Source organism: Variovorax beijingensis (assembly GCF_007828835.1).
GTDB lineage: Bacteria > Pseudomonadota > Gammaproteobacteria > Burkholderiales > Burkholderiaceae_C > Variovorax > Variovorax beijingensis_A.
The window spans coordinates 137,248-155,889 of the sequence record NZ_VIVL01000010.1 but is presented as its reverse complement, the minus strand read 5'-3'; the positions used below and the strand labels follow the sequence as shown (position 1 = coordinate 155,889).

The window sequence follows — 18,642 nt, the reverse complement described above, 5'->3', positions numbered from 1 at the left end:
CCAGTGAGGTGGACAACCGGCGCCGCTTGTCTTGAACAAGATGTTTCGCCGTGAAGTCACTGTAGAAGTTGCGCCGCACGCGCGCATGAGCGGTACGCACCTTTTCTGGGGAGACAAATGCCCTCGTTGCCGCTGCCCACGGCAAAGGGCTTCCCAGAGGCCGGAATGAATGGGGTCGGAAGATCGGCCTTCTACGAAAGATCGACGTTCTGCCCTGAGTCGGGGAAGCAAGCTGAGGACTACTCCGTCCCTTGACGCTCAACGGGCACGCAGAGCCAGAGCTGTCGATGCTCCCTGGTCTGCAAGTGACCGTCGACGGCTTCTGTGTGAAGTTCAGTGCCTGCGAGCAGAATTCCAGGTCCCTTGAACGGCGTGATCACGGGGTCGGTGATTCGCCCGCGGCCGGCCATCCTGGTAGTTCCAGACGCCTCGTACAGGCTGGCCTCAACGATGTTGCGGCCAGCCTTGTTGCGCTCACGGAAGGCCCTGATGCGTCAACAAGGTGACTTCAGCGAAGAAGTGACTGTATAAGTATACAGTATCGTGATGAGCTGCCAGTAGCCGTGCCGTCCATAACTAAGGGCTATCGCCGAGATCGCCTAATTCGATTGCTGCGTCTATTACGAATGTTTCGTTTAAGGTAGTATACCTGCAGGGGCTCGAAAGAAGCCTCAACTTGATCGACTAGGCAACTGAAGGAGAAACAGATGAATGAGCACGACGTACTGGATCCTGCCAGCGCAGCTGAGGCGGAGATGGCTGCGGTGGCTCATCAATGCTTGGTGGCGGCTTTGGATCATTCAAAAGCTGATCACATCAAAGTGATACTTGAGCTGGCTGAAGCTGAGGCAGGTAGAGAGGCGCCTGTGCTGGAACTGCCGCCCAGGGCGCTTCGTTTTTTTGCGGATGTGCTTCGACAAATGGCGAAGCGTGAGCCAATGCTGCTTATGCCCCAGAAGCACGAATTAACGACCCAAGATGCTGCGAACTTCTTGAATGTCTCTAGGCCATTCGTTGTTAAAGAGATCGAGGCCGGCAATCTGAAGTGCCGCCTTGTGGGCGCGCATAGGCGAATCGAATTTGAGGAGCTAAGACGCTACATGGCGGAACAAAAGCGAAGATCTGAAGGAAAACTTCAAGAGTTGGCGAAGCTCTCACAGGACCTCAGCCTGGAGTTTTGATCTTGGCAGGCTCATCGAGATACACGGCTGTATTGGACGCAAACGTCCTCTATCCTACGTTGGTGAGAGACGTCTTGATGAGCCTTGCTGTAGAAGGCCTTTTTCACGCCAAATGGAGCGAACAGATACACGACGAATGGGTGCGTAATCTCTCCAATGAGGTACGCACGGTGTGTCTTGCCGTTGCCGGGTTTGAGCATCGCCACGGGCGTCTCGTCGGCATGCAGCACGCGGTCTTCGAGCATCTCGCGCTTGAGCGCGTCGACCAGAGGCTGCAACTGCACGCTGCACTGCCCGACCCAGCTGGCCAGCGTCGAGCGCGGGATGGCCAAGCCCGCGCGACCGAAGATGGCTTCCTGCCTGTACAGCGGCAGGTGATCCAAGTACTTGCCCACCAGCACCTTTGAGCGCAGCCCGGCCGTCGGGATGCCCTTGTCGATGATGTGCGGGGCGACGGGCGCCTGCACCAGCGTCTCGCACTTCGTGCAGACCCATTTGCCGCGCACGTGACGCTCGACGCTGAAAACCCCAGGGCGGTAGTCGAGCTTCTCGGCCACATCCTCGCCGATGCGCTGGAGGGTGCAGCCGCAGGCACAGGTGATGCTCTCGGGCTCGTGGCGGATCTCCCGGCGCGGCAGCTGCGCGGGGAGTGGCTGGCGCTTGGGTTGCTGCTTCTCGTGCTGTGCAGACGGCACGGTCGCGAGTTCCTCCAGCTCACGCTCCATCGCCGCCAAGTCGGCGTCAATGGTCTCTGCCGAGCGACGCAGATGCGCATCCGATTGATCGTTCGCGAATTCGCTGCGTGCCGAATTCACCTCTCTGTGCGTAGCTTTTTCGCGGTGTTCGGCATGCCGAACACCGCGAAAGTCTCGAACGGTAGCAACAGCGGAGGTCTTCCGTTTGATGGAGTCGTGAGGAAATCTATGCAGCGGCCGGGTGGGCTTGCTCCGGGCAAAGTCTTTGTGCGGCTACGAGGGCGGGATCGTTCCGTCCACCTCCGCAATGTTCGGCATGCCGAACATGGATGGTCGTCTTCGAGCGGTTGATCGACGGCAACGCTCCGGAGCCGCGAAACGGCGAGGTGAGCTCGACACTGGAATTTCGAGGGCAAAGTCTTTGTGCGGCTACGAGGGCAGGATCGTTCCGTCCACCTCCGCAATGTTCGGCATGCCGAACATCGATGGTGGCCTTCGAGCTGTCGATCGACAGCAACGCTACGGAGCCGCAAAACGGCGCGGTGCGCTCGACGCTGGAATTCCGAGGGCAGAGTCCTTGTGCGGCTACGAGGGCGGGGTCGTTCCGTCTACCTCCGCAATGTTCGGCATGCCGAACATGGATGGTGGTCTTCGAGCTGCCGATCGGAATCCGAGGGCAAAGCCCTTGTGCGGCTATGAGGGCAGGATAGACTGCCGTCAGACATTGTTTACCGCCACGGCGTTGCAATGAACCAGACCTCTCTTTCGAGCCGCGTGATATCCACCCGGGTGCCGCCCGAGACGAGGGCACGCTTCGCCGCGCTGGCGGCGCGTCACCATCTCAGTGCGTCGACTCTGCTCGCGAGGATGGTCGACGAGGTCCTCAAGACCAACGGCGACATCTTGCTGGGCTCGGGTGGACAGCGCTCCCTGCGCGAGACGGAAAACCGACCCGGCGTGGCGGATCGCGTCACCTTGCGGCTTCGCAATGGCGATCGTGCGCTGGCGGCCGGACGCGCCCGTGCCCGTGGGATGAAGACAGCCAGCTACCTCGCCCTGCTGATCCACAACCATGTGCGTGACGCGGCCGTGCTGCCGCCGAACGAACTGGACCAGATCAAAGCCACCAGCGCCCAACTGGCCGCGCTGGGGCGGCAGCTCCGAATGTTCGGCATGCCGAACACTCTGTCTCAGCCTGCATCGGGCCTGAGTGAAACGATCGCGCGGGTCCGGCGTGAAGTCGAGGAGGCGCGCGAAGCCACGGCCGCCATCGTGCGCCGCAACCTGGTCAGCTGGGAGACCGGCGCTGGGAGTGCTCGTGCCTGAACAGACGGCGCGCATCGGCCGAAGCGGCCGCGGCGCGGCCGATGCGCCGCGCGACCTGGCACTGGACATCGTGAGCTACGGCCGGCGAGGGCCAGGCGGCACGCTGCGCCTCGGCGCCGACCAGATCGCGCAGATCCAGCGCACGGTGGGGCGCACGCCCGAGGTGATGGTGAAGGTCTCCGGCGGCGGACGGGACATCGGTGGCGTCGAGGCCCATCTGCGCTACATCGGCCGGCACGGCAAGCTGCAGCTGGAAACCGACGAGGGACTGGCGCCGCAGGGCCGGGGTGCCGCCCAGGAGATCACGGCCGACTGGCAGCTGGCGCTTTGCAGAAGTCAGTACAAGCCGAGACCCGCGCTGGGGCAGAAAGACACCCGTGCGAAGCTGGTGCACAACATTGTCCTGTCCATGCCCACCGGCACGCCAGCGGACAAGGTACGGGCCGCGGCACGCGTCTTCGCGCGCGAGAACTTCGCGCTGCAGCATCGCTACGCCATGGTGCTGCACACGGACCAGCCGCACCCGCATGTGCACCTGGTGGTCAAGTGCGAGCACGAGTTCGAGCCGGGCAAGCGCCTCTACATCCGCAAGGAGACATTGCGGCAATGGCGCGAGCAGTTCGCCGCACTGATGCGAGAGCAGGGCGTGGCGGCCAATGCGACGCCGCGTCAAGTGCGAGGGCAGACGCGCAAGCCGTACAGGGATGCAATCCATCACCGGCTGCGCGCGCTTCGGGCATTCGGCCAACTGCCCTCGAGCGACCGGACCGGGCATCGACCGCCGAAGACCTCGACCTTCATGCGCGCCAAGCTGGAGAGCCTGCTCCAGGCTCTGAGGTCGGGGCGAGGCGCCGTGGATGACGGCCAAGAGAAGATGCGAAACACCCGGCGGGAGGTGGTCGCAGATTGGCGCGCGACAGTGGATGCGCTCCGAAGACGGGGCGAGGCAGATCTTGCCGACCAAGTGGATCGTTTCGTCGAAAGGATGCCGGGCGTACAAACCGACTCACAGCGACTGGCCGACCACTGGAAAGAGCAGATCAGACGCCGAACTCCAGAGCGCGACAATGCTCTGCCGCCCGGAAAGCGCACCCGGTGAACGCCACGCGCACTCGAACGCAGACCGCCCCCATGCCGCGGCATTGGATCGGCATCGGAGCATCCCGCTGCGTCAATTTTCGGTGACGATCAACACCAGGGCGATCAGCGAGAGGTGGATTGGATAGAAGGCGTAGAAGACCCACCGACTGCGTGGCAACGTAATCTCGACCTGCCGAGCTCCCCAGATCAAGAGCAGGGTAGCCACTGCAGCGAAGTTGCCGTTGATGACAGTGAGTGAAGCCGTCGCCAAGGCCCACAACAGCATCCGCAGACAGGTGGACCTGCGCAGGAACGCCCAGGCGCCCAGGCAGCAGAGCAGCGCCGGCCACCAGAACTCCACCACGGCGCCACCAACGAGGAAGGCGATCAAGGCCGTGCAGCGCGCGGCCCGGCCGTCCCGCTCCAGCAGCCAGACGATCAGCGTTGCCAGTAAAAGGGTGGCAAGGATGTTCAACGGCCACCAACCGACCAGATGAACGAAAGCGGGTGTCGCCAGCAGGGCAAAGATCGCCAGTCGCTTCATGACGCGCAGGTGCAAGCCGGTCTCGAGCGCTCCGGGGCGTGTCAGGTTGACCATGAGCACGAATCCGAAGAGCGGCATCGCCATGCGACCGAATGCGTAGAGAGTCGGGCTCGACCCATGCATCAGGTACTTGTTGACGTGATCGCCCGCCATGAGCAACAGACCGACCCATTTGAGCGCTTCGAGCGAGCCGTCCGAGATCGACCAGGCGCTCACCTGCGGCTGAGTTTTCACTCGGTTCCGTATCTGGAGCCTTCGGTACATAGCGGCGAGACCGGTTGATTCCCTTTGCATCAGAACGCCGGGGGCGGTTCAATACCTTCGATCCACTGCTGGCGCCACGCCACGCCACGCCGTGCGAAGCGGCGAGCATCGGCGCATTGCGTACAACCAACAAGCTCTCGGCGTTGCGCTGTGCAGGCCGAGGACGCGCAGTTGAGGGCGGCGGGCCTGCACGTCCATGTCGTCCGCCACAATGAACTTGTCGTGTTCAAGGGCATGAGGCGCGTTCGAGCGGACCGGCACCCGTTCCTTGACCGGAAAGCTGGTGGTGGAGTAGGACCGAACAGCCGCGCCGCGTCTGGGTGCCGAAAGCATAGGCCCTGCGCCCGGAGTGTCGAGCAGGTGCCTCGGATGGTGTTCCGCGCCAGCGCAGGACCGGAGAGGGGCGCGAACAACGCGCACGCAAGGCTGGACGAAGAGCTGCAAGCTTCAACCCTGGCCTCCAACGATTTCTAGACGCGCTCGTGGCTCAACTCATCACGGCTTCGGGCCGTGCGTTGGCGCGCATGCATGCGTGCGGGGCGCGGGAGTCGATCCGGAAGGTGGATGGTGCGGCCTTGCAGAAGCGCCTCGGCAATCCGCTCGCGAATCAGCTCTACGAGGCGCTGCTGGGAGAACGGATCGCGGGTCACGCGCTGTGCGTACTGCTCGGCCAGCTTGAGATCCGCCGCCGCCGTGGACAGTTCGGGGTCCCGCCCCCGGGCCGCATCGGACAGCAATTCCCCGGTGCGTATGCGCATGGCGTGTTGTTCCATCGCGCGAAGGTGATCGGATGTCTCGATGCTCCACCGCGCACGCTGCGCGACAATTTTCTTTTCGCCGACCAGTTCACCTTCCGCATTGCGGGCCGCGACCCGGACGTTGACCGGACGGGTGCCGCGCCGCGTGAGCACCACCTGGTCTCCGACGCGCGGTTGCGAAGCGGACTCTGCGAGGGCCCGCTCGAGGTCCGTACCCCAGATGGTGCGAGCCCCGGTCTCCGCGCGAACCGTCACGAAGAAGGACATGCGCTGCGCCGGATCGAATTGATAGGGTGCGGCGGCGGCTGCCACGAGCATCCCCCTGACAGGCGATCTTGGTCCTCCGCGCTCGTACCTGCGGTCTTGCGGTTCTTCGGGTGGATGAAGACCGGAATTGCTGGGGGCTTCGGCGGGTACGGCGCCTTGGTGCACGGTTGCTGCCCCGCGGTCCAGCGATGCAGGTATCGGACCCCGTCCGTTCTCGTGCGAGGGCGACCCTCTTTTCTTCAACGCACGCTGGACCTGGAGGATCTCAGCCGAGGTCGGTTCGTAGCCTCGGGCCTCGATGCCGCGCAGCGCGGCTTCGTGCCACATGCCCTGGCGGAAGGTCTCGGTGCCTTTCAGTTCGATGATCCGCCAGCCGCGCGCTTCGGCGATCGCCACGACGCTGTGCAGCACCTCGCGGTTCTCGGTCCGCACGCGGAGGCGGCGGCCGTCGTCGATGAACGCGAGGGTGCGGTCCGGGAAGAAGTAGCGATTGTCGATGCGCAGGTAGCGGCGCTCGATGGCATCGGGCACCCGGGAATGACCGTGGCCCGCAGCAGGCGCATCTCCCTGGATGGAGCCCGCGTCATTCCAAGGTGCGGTGCTCTCGGTCCCGTTCGGAGCTTGGTTTCGGGAAGAACGGTCTGTTGACATTGCGGCTCCTATCACGTGTGCTGTCAGGCAGGGCGGCCCGGGGCTGTCCGAACCGGTTCGATGTCGCATCAGTCGAGGATTCGCGCCATGAACGCATCGGCGTGGCGCTTCATGTCCTCGTCGCTGAGCTTCTCGGTGGGAATCTCCACGTCGTCGAAGTCGAACGAGAAGTCGTCCAGCGTCAAGTCGTCGTTCAATACATCGCCGGCCACGGTACCGGCCTGCCTGGCTGTCAGCGCGGCGCCACCATCCTGAGGCGTGGCGTTGGAGATCGATCCGGGGCCCGTGCCGGGCGTGTCTTTCCTGTCATCGGGCGTTGCCGCCGGCGTGGGTGCGGCGACGCCGCCGGACTTGTCGACGTTCAGCTTTGGCACCGGTGGTGGCGGCAGTTCGCGCGAGGCAAAAAGCCTGTCGCGAAAGTAGAGGATCCGGTGCGCCAGCACCGGCCGCAGGCCTTCGTAGAACAGGATCATCCGGTCCCGTCCCAGTTCCTTGACCTCCTGGGGCAGCAGCAGACGGCGCGGCTGCTCGCTGATGCTCACGGTCGGCTCCTTGTTCGCCCCGCCCCACATCGGGCGGCTGACGTTCTTCTGCCGGATGGTGTAGGTCCCCAGCTCGCGCGAGATGGCCTCGGCGTCCTCGTACTCCTTGGGCGGGAACACGATGCGTGCGGCAAGCATCTTTCGGATCGACTTGGCGCCCTCGATACCGTACTTCTCAATCAGCTGAGAATTGGACTGGACGATGACTACGGTGCGCACGTTATAGCCGGGCAGGAAGGCTGTGGAGTCGGCGATGACGGGGATGCGCCCTAGCGCCGGAAATTCGTCGAGCATCAGGAGCACCTGGTGGCGAAGTTGCGGATTGTTCTCGGGGAGTTCTCGTGTTTGCAGACCGATCGCCTGCTGGAAGAACAGGTTCAGCAGCGGCTGCAGCCGGGCGATGTTGTCGGGGTTGATCTGCACATAGATCGAGATCGGGTGCTTGCGCAGTGCCCTCAGGTCGAAGTCGTTGGCCGAGGTGGCCGAATCGATCATCGGATTGAGCCACAGGTCCAGGCGGCTGGTGAAGGTCTTGCGGATGCTGGAGGCCGTGGTCGGCGCCAGGTCGATCACATCGTAGAGGCTCTGCACCGCTTCCTGCGACAAGGGGTACCCGGCGCGCTCGCAGGCGTCGATCACGCGCTTCCAGTGCTTCTGAAAGCCCTCGGCATCGCTGGCCATGCCCTGGCGCAGGACCTCGCCCAAGGTGCGCATGGCACCCTTGGTCTCGAAGAGATAGAGGGAGATACCCAGGAACAGAGATCTGGCCGATGAGGTCCAGAATGGATCGCCGGCCTGTGGATCGGGAAAGAGCATCGTGCCGATGCGCTGCAGATCGTCGATACACCGGTAGGGCGTCTCGGAGACGTATCCGAACGGGTTCCAGCGTGCCGAGCGCTCGCTCTCGGACAGGGGATCGAACAGGTGCACCTGCTGCCCATGGGCCGCACGGAAGCCGGCGGTGCGCGTGAAGTTCTCGCCCTTGATGTCGCTGACGATGGCCGAGCCGGGCCAGTTCAGCAGATTGGGGATGACCACGCCGATGCCCTTGCCGCTGCGCGGCGGCGCCTCGAGTGCGACGCCCTGCTGGCCGGGAAGCACCAGGTAGCGATTGCCGAGCCGCCCGAGGATGATGCCGTGCTCGTCTAGGAGGCCCGATCGCGCGATCTCGCGACGGCTCGCGAATCGGGCATCGCCATGCAGCGGCCGGCGGCGAGGCAGCATGGCAATTCCGACCAAACCGAGCATCAGCCCCTGGGAGCCGGCCAGCGACGCAATGAGGACACGGCGCACGTCCGGCCGCTTGCCATAGGCCTGCCAGTACTCGTGTAGGGTCAGCAGCGTGGCGCGCTGTGGCGGCAGATTCATCGCGATCAGGAACGCTTGGCCGGCGACGTACACGCCGACCAGCGCCGCCACCAGCAGCGCGACCGCGATTCTGAAGGGGCTAGGCAAGCCTTCGTATCTTGGTGCCAGGGTCATACCAGATCTCCTGCACGATGCGCCGCAGCAAGCCGTCCCGGCGCTCCCGCGCGCACTGCACCACGATGTCCACGCTCATCTGCGCCAATTCCACGCCGTCGCGCGTGGTCATGCCGTGGCCCGCCTGACTGCGCTTCATCAACTGCGCCAGCGCCACGAAGGCCATCTCCGCGCTGTCGGCGTGCACGCTGGTGATCGAGCCTGGGTGGCCGGTGTTCACGGACACCAGATAGTCGTAAACCTCCTCGCCGGTGCGAAGCTCGGACACGAACACCCGGTCGGGGCGTTGCCGCTTGGCGCTGGCGAGCAGTTGGCCTGGCGTGACCTCGGCCTGCCCCTGGGCGCCTTGCGAGTAGAAGAGCCTCACGTGGTTGGGCTGGTTGCGCAGCGACAGTTCCTTCACGTCCTCGATGGTGATCAGGCGGTCCTCGGACGGCACCTCGAGGATCAGCGCCTTGCCAACCGTGGTCTTGCCGGAGCCGGTGGCGCCGGACAGTAGGATGTTCTTGCGGAACCGGACGGCGCGTCGCAGGAAGGGCACGAATTGCCGGCGTGCGAGGAGATCTGTCAGCTCCCGGTCTTGGGGTGACAGGGACGCCAGTTCAGATGGGCGCGCCGGAGTCGCGGGAGCACTGCACGTGGTCTCGAAGATGTGCAAATTCCCCAGCTCTTCGAGGGTCCAGAGCGTGTTCGAGGGGCGCCGGATCGTGATCGAGACGGTCTGATCCAGGGTCGCGGGCGGCAGCACGATCTGGATTCTTTCGCCGCCAGGGAGCGTGGCGGACAGGAGCGGCTCGTTGGCCGAGATGCGCTGTCGCGTGAAGTTGGCCACGAGCTTGGCGATGGACATGCACCAGTCGAAGCTCGCGAACGGCAACGCCTCGCGTGTCCAGCCGGACTGGCGTTCCACGAAGGCTGCACCGGGCTCATTGATGCAGATCTCGGTCACCGCGGGATCACCCAATAAGTGGCCGAGCGGACCGAGAAAGAGAGCGAGCGACGATGGCGGCTCAGCGGAGGTTGCGTCACGCGCGTGCGCCCGCGCCGGCTGCCGGTCGCCTGTGGCGGCGCCGGGCTCGCCATCAAGGGATGGCCGGTTCGGTTCGAAGCGCATAGACGCTCCTGAAATCCACATCGCGGGCGACCAGGATCTGGATCCGCTCGCCCTGGTTCTTGATCACGGTCGGCGGGATCGACACGGTGCTGCGCAGGACCTCCGTGATGACGTCGCGGCTGCCCTGCGGGCCGATCACCACGCCACCGCCGCTGCCGACAGAGTTGGTGTTTTGCTGCCGGGCGGCGATCGCCTGCATCGTGCCGTCGATCACCGAGATCAGGACTGCGGCACCGAAGCGATCCCAGAAATGGGTGTCGACGAAGCCGGGGAGGCCGCTGCGTCCCAATTCGTCGGTGCCCGAAGAAGCCAGCTGGACCACGACGCCGGTCGGCGTGCGCGCCTCGTTCCAGACGATGAAGACGCGGCCCTGTCCCTGTCGCGGCGCTCCACGCTGTTCGCCGACGTACTTGGTGCCACGCTCCAGCAGCACGACCTTGCCGTCTGCCCCGTAGACGTCGCTCGCGCCGATGCAGGTGGCCATGCCCTCATAGGTGGAATCGATGGCGGTTTCCAGCGTGCAGTCGATGAACGCGCCTTTGGGCAAAAGCATGCGCCGTGTCGGCAGGGTCTGGGCGACGACCGCCGGGGTCGGCGTGGGCCGAAGGCTGGCGGCGAGCTGACCGCCGCCGGGTGCCGCCGAACCGGCGTGGGGCGGCTGCAGCGTACCGATCAGCTGGGCCATGCTTGGCACGCCGCCGGCAGGCAGCATCGCCGAATCCGCGAACGCGTGCGGCGTCGTGGCGCTGTGCGCCTGTGCGGCTTGGGCACGCCGAAGCACCGGGGCGCCCAGCTGTCGTTCCAGTGCGATCTGCTCGGGTGTCTTCTGCGGCGGTCCCGTGTTGGTGCCGTTCGCCGACGGTGGCGGCGGGGAGGGAGGAGCGGCGGTCGCTGCTGCTTCCGGCATCGCTCTGGGCGGATCGATGCGGCCTAGCGGTGGAACCTTCATCTCGCCGCCGGCGCGCGCAGCAGCCGCCTTTCTCGCAGCCTCTTCGGCCTCCTGGGTCTTGGCATACTGGGTGTTGTAGTACCAGAACAGGAATCCGGCGCCCAGCAGCATGATCGCTGTCAGCGCCAGGAACCCGCTGATGCGCGACTGGATGGAGCGCTCGCGATTGACCGATGGAATGGCGCGCTCGCCCTGGATCGTCGGGCGCTCTTCGGCTGCCAGGAACGTCCCGTCTCCCGGGGCCGCGGCTCGCTGCGCTGCCAGGATCTCTCCTGTGGCCGGGTCGATCTCGGGCGCGTCGCCATGCTCCTGGGGATCGGTCCGGGACGCGCGGCGGGGCTCACTCATCCAGGTCATGGCCCATCTCCTGCAGTGATGCGCCGCACACCTGTTGTGCTGGTGTTGGTGGGGGCGCGCGCGCCGCCGCCGACGAAGGACCGGTTGATCACGCAACCGACCAGCCCGCCGCGCCGCAGCACAATGCGGTGCGCCACGCGGTGAATCACTACCTCGTCCGCGTCAACGTTGAAGTTCAACAGCGATTCGGACCCGTCGTCGTTCTGGACGAACATCGCCGGGAAGTCGGAGCGCGCGTGGAAACGCAGACGCGTTTGCGCCCCGTCGTCATGGGCGCTCACGGGCTTGAGCGAATCGTTCCCGCAGAACCAGTAGTCGGAGTTGCGTGGCCGATCGGTCGCCCCTTCGCTCATGCGCGCCTCGGCCTGGCTCCGTTCCTGATCCTCGGCTGCCTTTCGAGCCTCGTCTTCTGGGTAGGTGAAACGTATCGAATACACCATGCGCCTGGTGGCAGCGCCTACCGGCGTGATGGAGGAGACGGTGTAGTCGAAATGATAGGCCCGCCGGTTCGTGAGGACAGTGAAGTTGGTCGCGGCGCGCGCTTCCTTGGGCTTGATGAAGAAGTGGTTGCGCTCGGCGCCGATATCGAAGGCGCCGTTGTCGCCGGAGCCGAGATTCACGAACTCCTCGCCTTCGGCAAACTGCAGATGGATCTGGTAGCCCACGTACCCCTGCAAGCTGATGACGTCTGCCGGGTTGTAGGCGACCACCCGTACCCGGGCATCGACCTTGCCGGCAGCCGGCACGGTCGCGGCTCGGCCGTACGGCGCGGCAAGCGCCAGACTTGCCGCCAGTCCGATCGCCAGCGGAAAGCTGCGGTGCACGCGCCGGGGCTTCATCGTGCATCCTGCCTGCCGAGTGCAACGCCGCCCGGGGCGACCTCGGGCTCGCGACGGTATTCGACGACGCGAAAGCCCAGCGGGTTGAGCGAACGCATCCTGTTGTCCGCAGATGGCGCGACATAGGCGAACTCGATCGTGGAGACCCAGTGGCTGGTCTGCTCCTCCCCGGTGCCGCCTGCGCGCGTCGAGCGGCTGAAGCGGACCTGTGCCAGCTTGTCTCTCCCGCTCTCCAGCTTGAGGAAGGTGATCGATCGCACCTGTGCGCGGATGGAAGTGCCGTCCTTGTAGACATTCAGAGGCGAAGCCGGGTTGTCGGCCGCCCACAAGGTCGCCCACTCCTGGTTGAGACGAGGCGAGTTTTGCGAGGCGACCAATTCGTAGTCCGCTTCCGCGGTGCCGTAGAAATAACGCTCGCGCGCAATCACATAGTTCTGCAGCAGGTTGCGTGTCACGACCTGCTCGATGTCGGTCGTGCCTTCGTAGGTGGGAACGATGTCGACGATGCCGCTGCTGCTGTCGACCCGGATGAGAACGGGAACTGGCTCCTTCAGCGGCGTGAGCCCGCTGACGGCGGCGACGGCGAGAACCGCGATCAATGCCGCCGATGTGGCCACGGCCCAGGCGATCCTGGTCGATCGCTCCGCACGACGCGCGCGGTCGAGTTCCCAGCTCTGGGCTTCGTGCAGGTAGTTCTCAAGGGAGGCGTCCCGGCGCATTGACTGCTCCTGATGGGGGAACACCGCTCGAGATGTTGATCGGTGTGAGTGGCCCTTCGCAGTCCGGCGGTGCGGGTGGGCGAGTGCCGCATGCCGCCAGGAGGAGGGTAAGCAGAGAAAGGATGATCGAGGGCTTCATCTGCACATTCCACCGCTAGCGACCGCGCGAGAGGCTCGGCATGACCTGCTCTCTGGAAAGCACAGTGCCACCGCGACGCGAGCTACCGATCCCTCTGAAGGAAGCCACGCCGGCGCCGACGCGGTTGCCCGCCAAGCGGCGGAACGAATCCCAGCGACTGCCAGGCTCTCGCCGCAGGCCGTCCAGCACGCCGCGTCCGAACTCGTAGCTGGTGCGCTTGGAAGCTCCAAGTCCCCAACGGAGCATTCCGCTGACAACGCCATAGGTGCTCAGCGCGACACCGCTCGCGAGTCCCGCAGCGATTGGTGCAACTTGGCGCATTACTAGAAAAACGAGGGCTGAGGCAACGCACACTCGCGCACTGGCCGCGATAGTTATCCCTGCCCCCGCCGACGCCGCGCCAGCCGCATAAGACCTGACAATATTGAGAAGTAGCGAAGCAGCGAATAGTGTGAGAACCGCGACAAGTGCGTAGTTGGCTAGCTGTGCGATCCACGACTCAAAGAATCTTTTTGTTGCTTCAAAAAGGAGCAAGACGATGAAGATCGGGCCTAGGGCAAGCAAGATCGCAATGGCGACCTTCGATAGACCAAGCAAGAACGCGGTTACGACAACGGTTAGGCCGATCAGCAGGTAGACCAGAAACCCGGCGACATAAAACGCGAAATCACTGTCAAGCACACTTCCCTTCTTGAGCAATTGTTCGGCAATCGTCGTTCCATCAAGCCAGACTTGATCAATCACGCTCACGACTGTGTTTGCACCAACGACTGCCGCGGCCAATTGCTCAGGAGCTCGATAGAAGCTATCAGCGAGGACTTGGTTGTAAGTCCATAGCCGAAGTCCTAGACCAAGGATGATTGCGATGGTGAATATTCGCTTGATTCCTTCCCAAATCGGCTCTTGGATTCGTCCGGAAAGGCTGAGATAACCCCAGATCATCACGTACACGGTCGCGAGTGTCACGGCCGCGGGTTCAATTGCGGACGCAACTTTCGCCGAGTGCGTGCCGATATAGTCAGCAAGTTGGCGATCGAGCCAAGAAAAGAACTGCGCAAAAAATTCCATGATGGAACCTCTATCGTGCGTCGTCTTGCGTGATAGGAATCGGCTTCAGCTCTCGCGTGCTTCCGATACCATCAAGCTTTCGCTGAGTCGGCGCGCTATCAGTTTTCTTTGGCGCTGAAGTCTGAGGAGTGGGGGCATGCTGCATCTTGGACGGTACCTGTTCGACGGCCTGATGCTGTATGAGTAGGTACGGTCCACCCACTGCCACCGCGATGACGCCACTTGCAGCGAGCATCCAAGTGCTCTTGTTCATTTTCAGTTTCAGCGCTAGGGAACGTCTGATCAAGTCGTAAATTGATTTGATGACGAGGACGCGTGTTGAGTTGCTGCGCTTGCGGGCTCGTCGCACCGGGCATCCCACGCGTTTGAGAGCCTCTGTGGCCCCTTCACGCTGCCTGCGAGCGCACCTGTCCCATCGCAATCAGCTTCCTTCTGACCATCCACAGGTTCGACAGCGCAAACAGCGTGATCACATGCGCTGTGTTCTTGGCCAGTCCCTTGAACCTCACCTTCGCCAGGCCGAACTGCCGCTTGATCACCCGGAACGGATGCTCGACCTTTGCTCGGATGCTGGCCTTCTGGTATTCCTGCTTGCGCGCTCTGGCCTTGGCTCGGCCCTCCGGCATCTTCGCCATGTCGCTGGGCCTGCCCGCAATGTGCCACCGCACATCGCGCTTCACCCGCGCTTGCGCGCCCCGGTAGCCCGAGTCGGCCCACACCTCGTCTTCCTTGCCGTGCAGCAAGTCAGTCACCTGTTCCACGTCGGCCTCGTTGGCCGCCGTGGTCGTCACCGTGTGCACCAGCCCCGAGTCTGCATCCACGCCGATGTGCGCCTTCATGCCGAAGTGCCATTGGTTGCCCTTCTTCGTCTGGTGCATCTCGGGGTCTCGCTCGCCCGTGCTGTTCTTGGTGGAACTGGGCGCGGCGATGATTGTGGCGTCCACGATGGAGCCGCGCTTCAGGAGCAGCCCCTTCCTGGCCAGGTGGGCGTTGACCTGCTTGAAGATGTCTTCGGCCAGATCGCTGGCTTCCAGCAGGTGGCGGAAGTTCAGGATGGTCGTCTCATCGGGGATCGCCTCCAGGCCGAGTCCGGCGAACGCGCGCAGCGAGGCGATCTCATACAACGCTTCTTCCATCGCCGGGTCGCTCAGGGCGAACCAGTTCTGCATCAGGTGCACGCGCAGCTTGGCTTGCAGCGGGTAGGGACGACGGCCTCGGCCTGCCACTGGATAGTGGGGCTCGATGACTTTGAGCAACGCCTTCCACGGCATCACCAGTTCCATTTCGGCAACGAAGACTTCGCGCCTTGTCTTCTTCCTCTTGCCAGCTTGCTCCGCATCCGAAAAACTAATCTGGCTCATCGCTCGTGCCCCTTTGCCGGGTTCAGTCCTTCATGTAAGAAGCGTGCTCTTGATCAGACCTTCCCTAGTAGTCGACAGTAGGGAGCGATCTTGTAGAACCGATGCCCGAAGCGGTTTTTTCTCGAGCGCGTTGTTTGCGCATGAGCTCCTCAGAATGAGCGACTTGATAGAGACTCTGGAGCTTCGTCTGCTCGTTGGTGAGCATGTTCTGCTCGGCCTGTATTCTTGCCTGCAGGTCCTGGATCGCCTTGGGGTCCTGTGCGGAAGCGATGCGATCGATCAGCAGTTGCAGGGCCGAGAAGCGCTGGCTGGTGTTCTGGTACGCGTTCTGGGTCATTCCGTTGAGCAGTGCTGCCGATTGCCGCCCTTGCTCGACGACCTGGCGCAACTCCGGACTGAGCCCCTCCAACTGCGTTCCCGAGAGAACGTTGTTGGCTTTCATGATCGACTGGACCTGGTTGGCCAGCCCTCCATAGCTGGCCGACGAGCCGTTGAGCGTGCCCATCAGTTCGCCATAGCTGGGAGGCAGGTAGTTGCGTGCGAGGTCCGAGGTCGGCAGCAACTGCTCCATGCCTCGGCTTCCCGTCATGGCGTTGTGGGTCCGGGTCAGCTGGTCTTTCGACTCCTTCAGTTGGTCGTACTGCTTCTGCATCCCGGAGATTTGCTGCTGCCAGTACATGACCTGCTGTATCAGGTTGGCGACGGCCGTGATGTCGATCACCGGGATGCCGGCTTTCGCGTGCAGCGGTGCGAGCGAAGCTGTGGCCGCGAGGAAGAGAGAAACAAGAAATCTACGCATGGGAGATCTCCTGGTGTGAGGATGAATGGGAAGGGTCGTTCGCAAGCGCCCTGCGGAAAGCCGGCAGCCATTGGGCGGGGTCCGGTCCGCAGATCGCGATCAGTTCGCGCATGAGGCGGACGTTGCCGGTGCGCCCGGAGATGACGTGCAAGGCGTCGTCGAAGCCATGGAGATCGAGCTGTGCGACCACGCTGACGTGGTTCTGCTTGATGAGGAACTGGCGAGAGCCAGGCTCGAGCTCCTGCTTGATGAGCGCGAACTCTCGGTCCGTCAGGTTGAAGCCCCGGGTGTATTCGTCGTAGTCCGCCTCCGGATTCGGGAACAGGATCTTCGTCGGCGTCTGCTCGACGATCGCGCGCGCGATGCTGGAATCGAGCACATGGCTGGTGCTCTGGGTGAAGGTGGCGATGTTCGCGTTCTTCTTGCGCCAGGTCTCCAGGCCGTTCTTGGCGAACTTCGCGAAGGCCGGGTCGCTCAGCAGCTTGGCGAATTCGTCCATCCAGCACACCAGCGGGCGGCCGTCCACCATCCGGTTGACGAGGTGAAAGAGGTACAGGGTCAGTGGGGCGCGCACGACCTCGTTGTCCAGGAAGTCGGTCACGTCGAAGCCGACCAGGGTGTGCCCGGCAAGCAGCGGGGCCACCTCGTCGTGATCATTGTCGAAGACCCAGGCATAGTCCCCGTGTTCCGAGGCACACCACTTCCGAAGGCGTGCATGCATCCCCTCTGGGTCGGTGATATCGAGGAAGGCGGCGAGCCGGGACAGGCGCCGGAAAGAAGGCTCGAGCTTCAGGATGCCGCGCAGTGCCTGGTCGAGATCGTCCTCTTGACGGACGGTCAGCGTCTCGCCCGGCGCGCGCATCACGAGGCGCCTGAGCCAGTGCCGCATGAACTCGACGTTGTCGGCGATCGAATCGTCGAGCTGCAGCGGATTGCAGCCTGTTGGTGCCCCGTTCTTGAGCGGGAGGTACTGGCCGCCCAGGGCCCGCACCAGGATATGCAGCCCTTCATCCTTGTCGAAGATGACCTGGGTGGCGTCGAGGCGATTGCAGATCGCCACCATGCAGAAGCCCAGCAGCGTGGTCTTGCCGGTCCCGACCGGTCCCACACCCGTGATGTGTCCGACGTCGCGGCGGCTGCCGCCGTCCGGGCTGCGCGGATCGTTCGCGTGCAGCGAGAAGTAGTAGGGCGAGCCCGCGCGCGTGGTGAACATGGTCAGCGCATCGCCCCAGTAGTTGCCCGTCGCCCGGCCGGTCGGGAAATTGTGGAAGGGTGACATGGCGGCGAAGTTGCGGCTGGTGACGGGCGCCTTGCGGCTGCGGTAGCCGAAGTTTCCCGGCAGCTGCGCCCAGAAGGCCGCCTCCAGCGCGAGATCCTCGCGGGCCACGACCATTCCTGCGTCGCCCAGCAGGTAGCGGGCGCGGGCAACGTTGTCGTTGAGCTGCTTCAGACGGGGCCGGCCCTCGGACTCGCTGACGCCGTCGTAGGTGTCGACGAGCACATGCAGGCTGAAGTGGTGGTCGCCCACCACGAAACGATTGCTCATCAGGTCGTCCAGCGCGTCCTGGAGCTCCTCCGCCTGCGAGACTGCCAGGTCACCGGCGGCGGCCATCCGGTGGTGCTGGCGGCTCATCATGTCGGTGGCTGTGCCCTTGGCCAGGAAGGTGAAGCTCTGCGTGAGCACGAAGGGGAAGGGCGCGGTCAGCAGGGCGCTGAACATGCCCGGCGCCGTGGGCGTGGGGTACTCCTTGATGCCGAGGAAGGCCCCGATCCGGGTCTGGGTGCCCGTGCGGTACTCCATGGCTTCATTGCCGAAGAAGGGGCGGGTGGTGGCCAGGACCTCGTTGAGTGGCGAGCGCGGCAGCGGCATGCGTTGCCACTCCCCGTTGACGAGCAGGCCGTGGAATTCCACGAGGGAGGAAAAAAGCCCGTCGTTCCCTTGCAGCCGATAGATGCCCAGTGCTTCGGGGTCGTAGCGTTCAAGGGCGGCGAGCAGTTCCTGGCGCAGCTTGCTGCAGGCGTCCAGCGCATCGTGCAGTTCCGCCCGCGCACCCTCTGGGTCCGCGCGCTTGAACAGCCGCAATGCGGCGTTGCCGATGCGGGTGGGCTGCGGCCGGAAGACGACCGACAGGTACAGCTCGTTGACCATCAGCCGCTCGCCAGCCATCTTGCGGCGATAGCGCTGCTCGATCTCGTCGGCGAAGCCGGGCGTCGTCCGCCCGGTCGGATAGGCCGCCTCGCGACGGCGGATCACGTGGGCCCAGAGCGCCAGGTTGGGCGACGCGATGTTGCGCAGCAGGACATTGAGGCGCTCATGCCAGTTGTTGATGTCCTCGTCGTCCGCGCTTTCGAAGCTCGTGCCGGCCAGGCGGAGTGTCTGCACATAGTCGCCGGCACGTGTCAGGGCCACATGCTCGTCCACATGCGCCGAAAGCGGAATCATGGTCGCCGCGCCGGCTTCGCGGCGCAGCGTGTGCTCGGAGCGCGACAGCAGTTTCATGGCGCGG

The 18,642-nt window shown here is 64.0% G+C and carries 14 protein-coding genes and 1 pseudogene; 3 read left to right on the top strand and 12 right to left on the bottom strand.

Annotation, left to right across the window (positions count from 1 at the left end):
* The first annotated feature begins 707 nt into the window (after positions 1-707).
* Positions 708-1,181, top strand: a complete 474-nt coding sequence (locus FB547_RS25355) for a helix-turn-helix domain-containing protein (protein WP_145746416.1) — start codon at positions 708-710, stop codon at positions 1,179-1,181.
* 113 nt (positions 1,182-1,294) lie between these two features.
* Here FB547_RS25355 and tnpC read toward each other — a convergent pair.
* Positions 1,295-2,017: pseudogene (gene tnpC, locus FB547_RS25345) on the bottom strand (IS66 family transposase); the annotation flags it as partial.
* 606 nt (positions 2,018-2,623) lie between these two features.
* On the opposite strand from tnpC, the gene FB547_RS33665 reads away from it, so the two are divergent.
* Both FB547_RS33665 and FB547_RS25335 read left to right on the top strand, forming a co-directional pair.
* Positions 2,624-3,202, top strand: a complete 579-nt coding sequence (locus FB547_RS33665; protein WP_261380384.1) for a hypothetical protein — start codon at positions 2,624-2,626, stop codon at positions 3,200-3,202.
* The gene (locus FB547_RS25335) at positions 3,195-4,301 is read left to right on the top strand and encodes a relaxase/mobilization nuclease domain-containing protein (RefSeq protein ID WP_145746414.1); all 1,107 of its coding nucleotides are present in this window, start codon (positions 3,195-3,197) and stop codon (positions 4,299-4,301) included. The genes FB547_RS33665 and FB547_RS25335 overlap by 8 nt, the downstream gene beginning before the upstream one ends.
* A gap of 72 nt (positions 4,302-4,373) precedes the next feature.
* On the opposite strand, the gene FB547_RS25330 is transcribed toward FB547_RS25335, so the two are convergent.
* From FB547_RS25330 to FB547_RS25280, 11 genes are all read right to left on the bottom strand, one after another.
* On the bottom strand, positions 4,374-5,060 hold the full coding sequence (locus FB547_RS25330; RefSeq protein ID WP_261380383.1) for a TraX family protein: 687 nt from the start codon (positions 5,058-5,060) through the stop codon (positions 4,374-4,376).
* 500 nt (positions 5,061-5,560) lie between these two features.
* On the bottom strand, positions 5,561-6,646 hold the full coding sequence (locus tag FB547_RS25325; protein ID WP_145746412.1) for an LPD7 domain-containing protein: 1,086 nt from the start codon (positions 6,644-6,646) through the stop codon (positions 5,561-5,563).
* A 188-nt stretch (positions 6,647-6,834) separates the two neighbouring features.
* Positions 6,835-8,790, bottom strand: a complete 1,956-nt coding sequence (locus FB547_RS25320; protein WP_145746411.1) for a type IV secretory system conjugative DNA transfer family protein — start codon at positions 8,788-8,790, stop codon at positions 6,835-6,837.
* Positions 8,756-9,904 (bottom strand): P-type DNA transfer ATPase VirB11, encoded by a 1,149-nt coding sequence (virB11, locus tag FB547_RS25315; protein ID WP_145746410.1) that lies wholly within the window; start codon positions 9,902-9,904, stop codon positions 8,756-8,758. Before virB11 ends, FB547_RS25320 begins: the two co-directional genes overlap by 35 nt.
* The gene (virB10, locus tag FB547_RS25310) at positions 9,873-11,210 is read right to left on the bottom strand and encodes a type IV secretion system protein VirB10 (protein ID WP_145746408.1); all 1,338 of its coding nucleotides are present in this window, start codon (positions 11,208-11,210) and stop codon (positions 9,873-9,875) included. Before virB10 ends, virB11 begins: the two co-directional genes overlap by 32 nt.
* Entirely contained in the window at positions 11,207-12,049 is an 843-nt protein-coding gene (locus tag FB547_RS25305; protein WP_145746407.1) for a TrbG/VirB9 family P-type conjugative transfer protein, read from the bottom strand. Before FB547_RS25305 ends, virB10 begins: the two co-directional genes overlap by 4 nt.
* Entirely contained in the window at positions 12,046-12,768 is a 723-nt protein-coding gene (locus FB547_RS25300) for a virB8 family protein (protein WP_145746405.1), read from the bottom strand. The genes FB547_RS25305 and FB547_RS25300 overlap by 4 nt, the downstream gene beginning before the upstream one ends.
* Before the next feature lie 154 nt (positions 12,769-12,922).
* A complete protein-coding gene (locus FB547_RS25295; RefSeq protein ID WP_145746404.1) occupies positions 12,923-13,975 on the bottom strand; it encodes a type IV secretion system protein in 1,053 nt (350 codons plus the stop codon).
* Positions 13,976-14,361: 386 nt separating this feature from the next.
* Positions 14,362-15,336, bottom strand: coding sequence for an IS5 family transposase (locus FB547_RS25290; RefSeq protein WP_145746403.1), 975 nt, complete (start codon positions 15,334-15,336; stop codon positions 14,362-14,364).
* A gap of 64 nt (positions 15,337-15,400) precedes the next feature.
* Positions 15,401-16,135 (bottom strand): type IV secretion system protein, encoded by a 735-nt coding sequence (locus FB547_RS25285; RefSeq protein WP_145746402.1) that lies wholly within the window; start codon positions 16,133-16,135, stop codon positions 15,401-15,403.
* Complete coding sequence (locus FB547_RS25280; protein WP_145746401.1) at positions 16,128-18,635, bottom strand: VirB4 family type IV secretion/conjugal transfer ATPase; 2,508 nt, start codon at positions 18,633-18,635, stop codon at positions 16,128-16,130. The genes FB547_RS25285 and FB547_RS25280 overlap by 8 nt, the downstream gene beginning before the upstream one ends.
* Positions 18,636-18,642 lie beyond the last annotated feature (7 nt).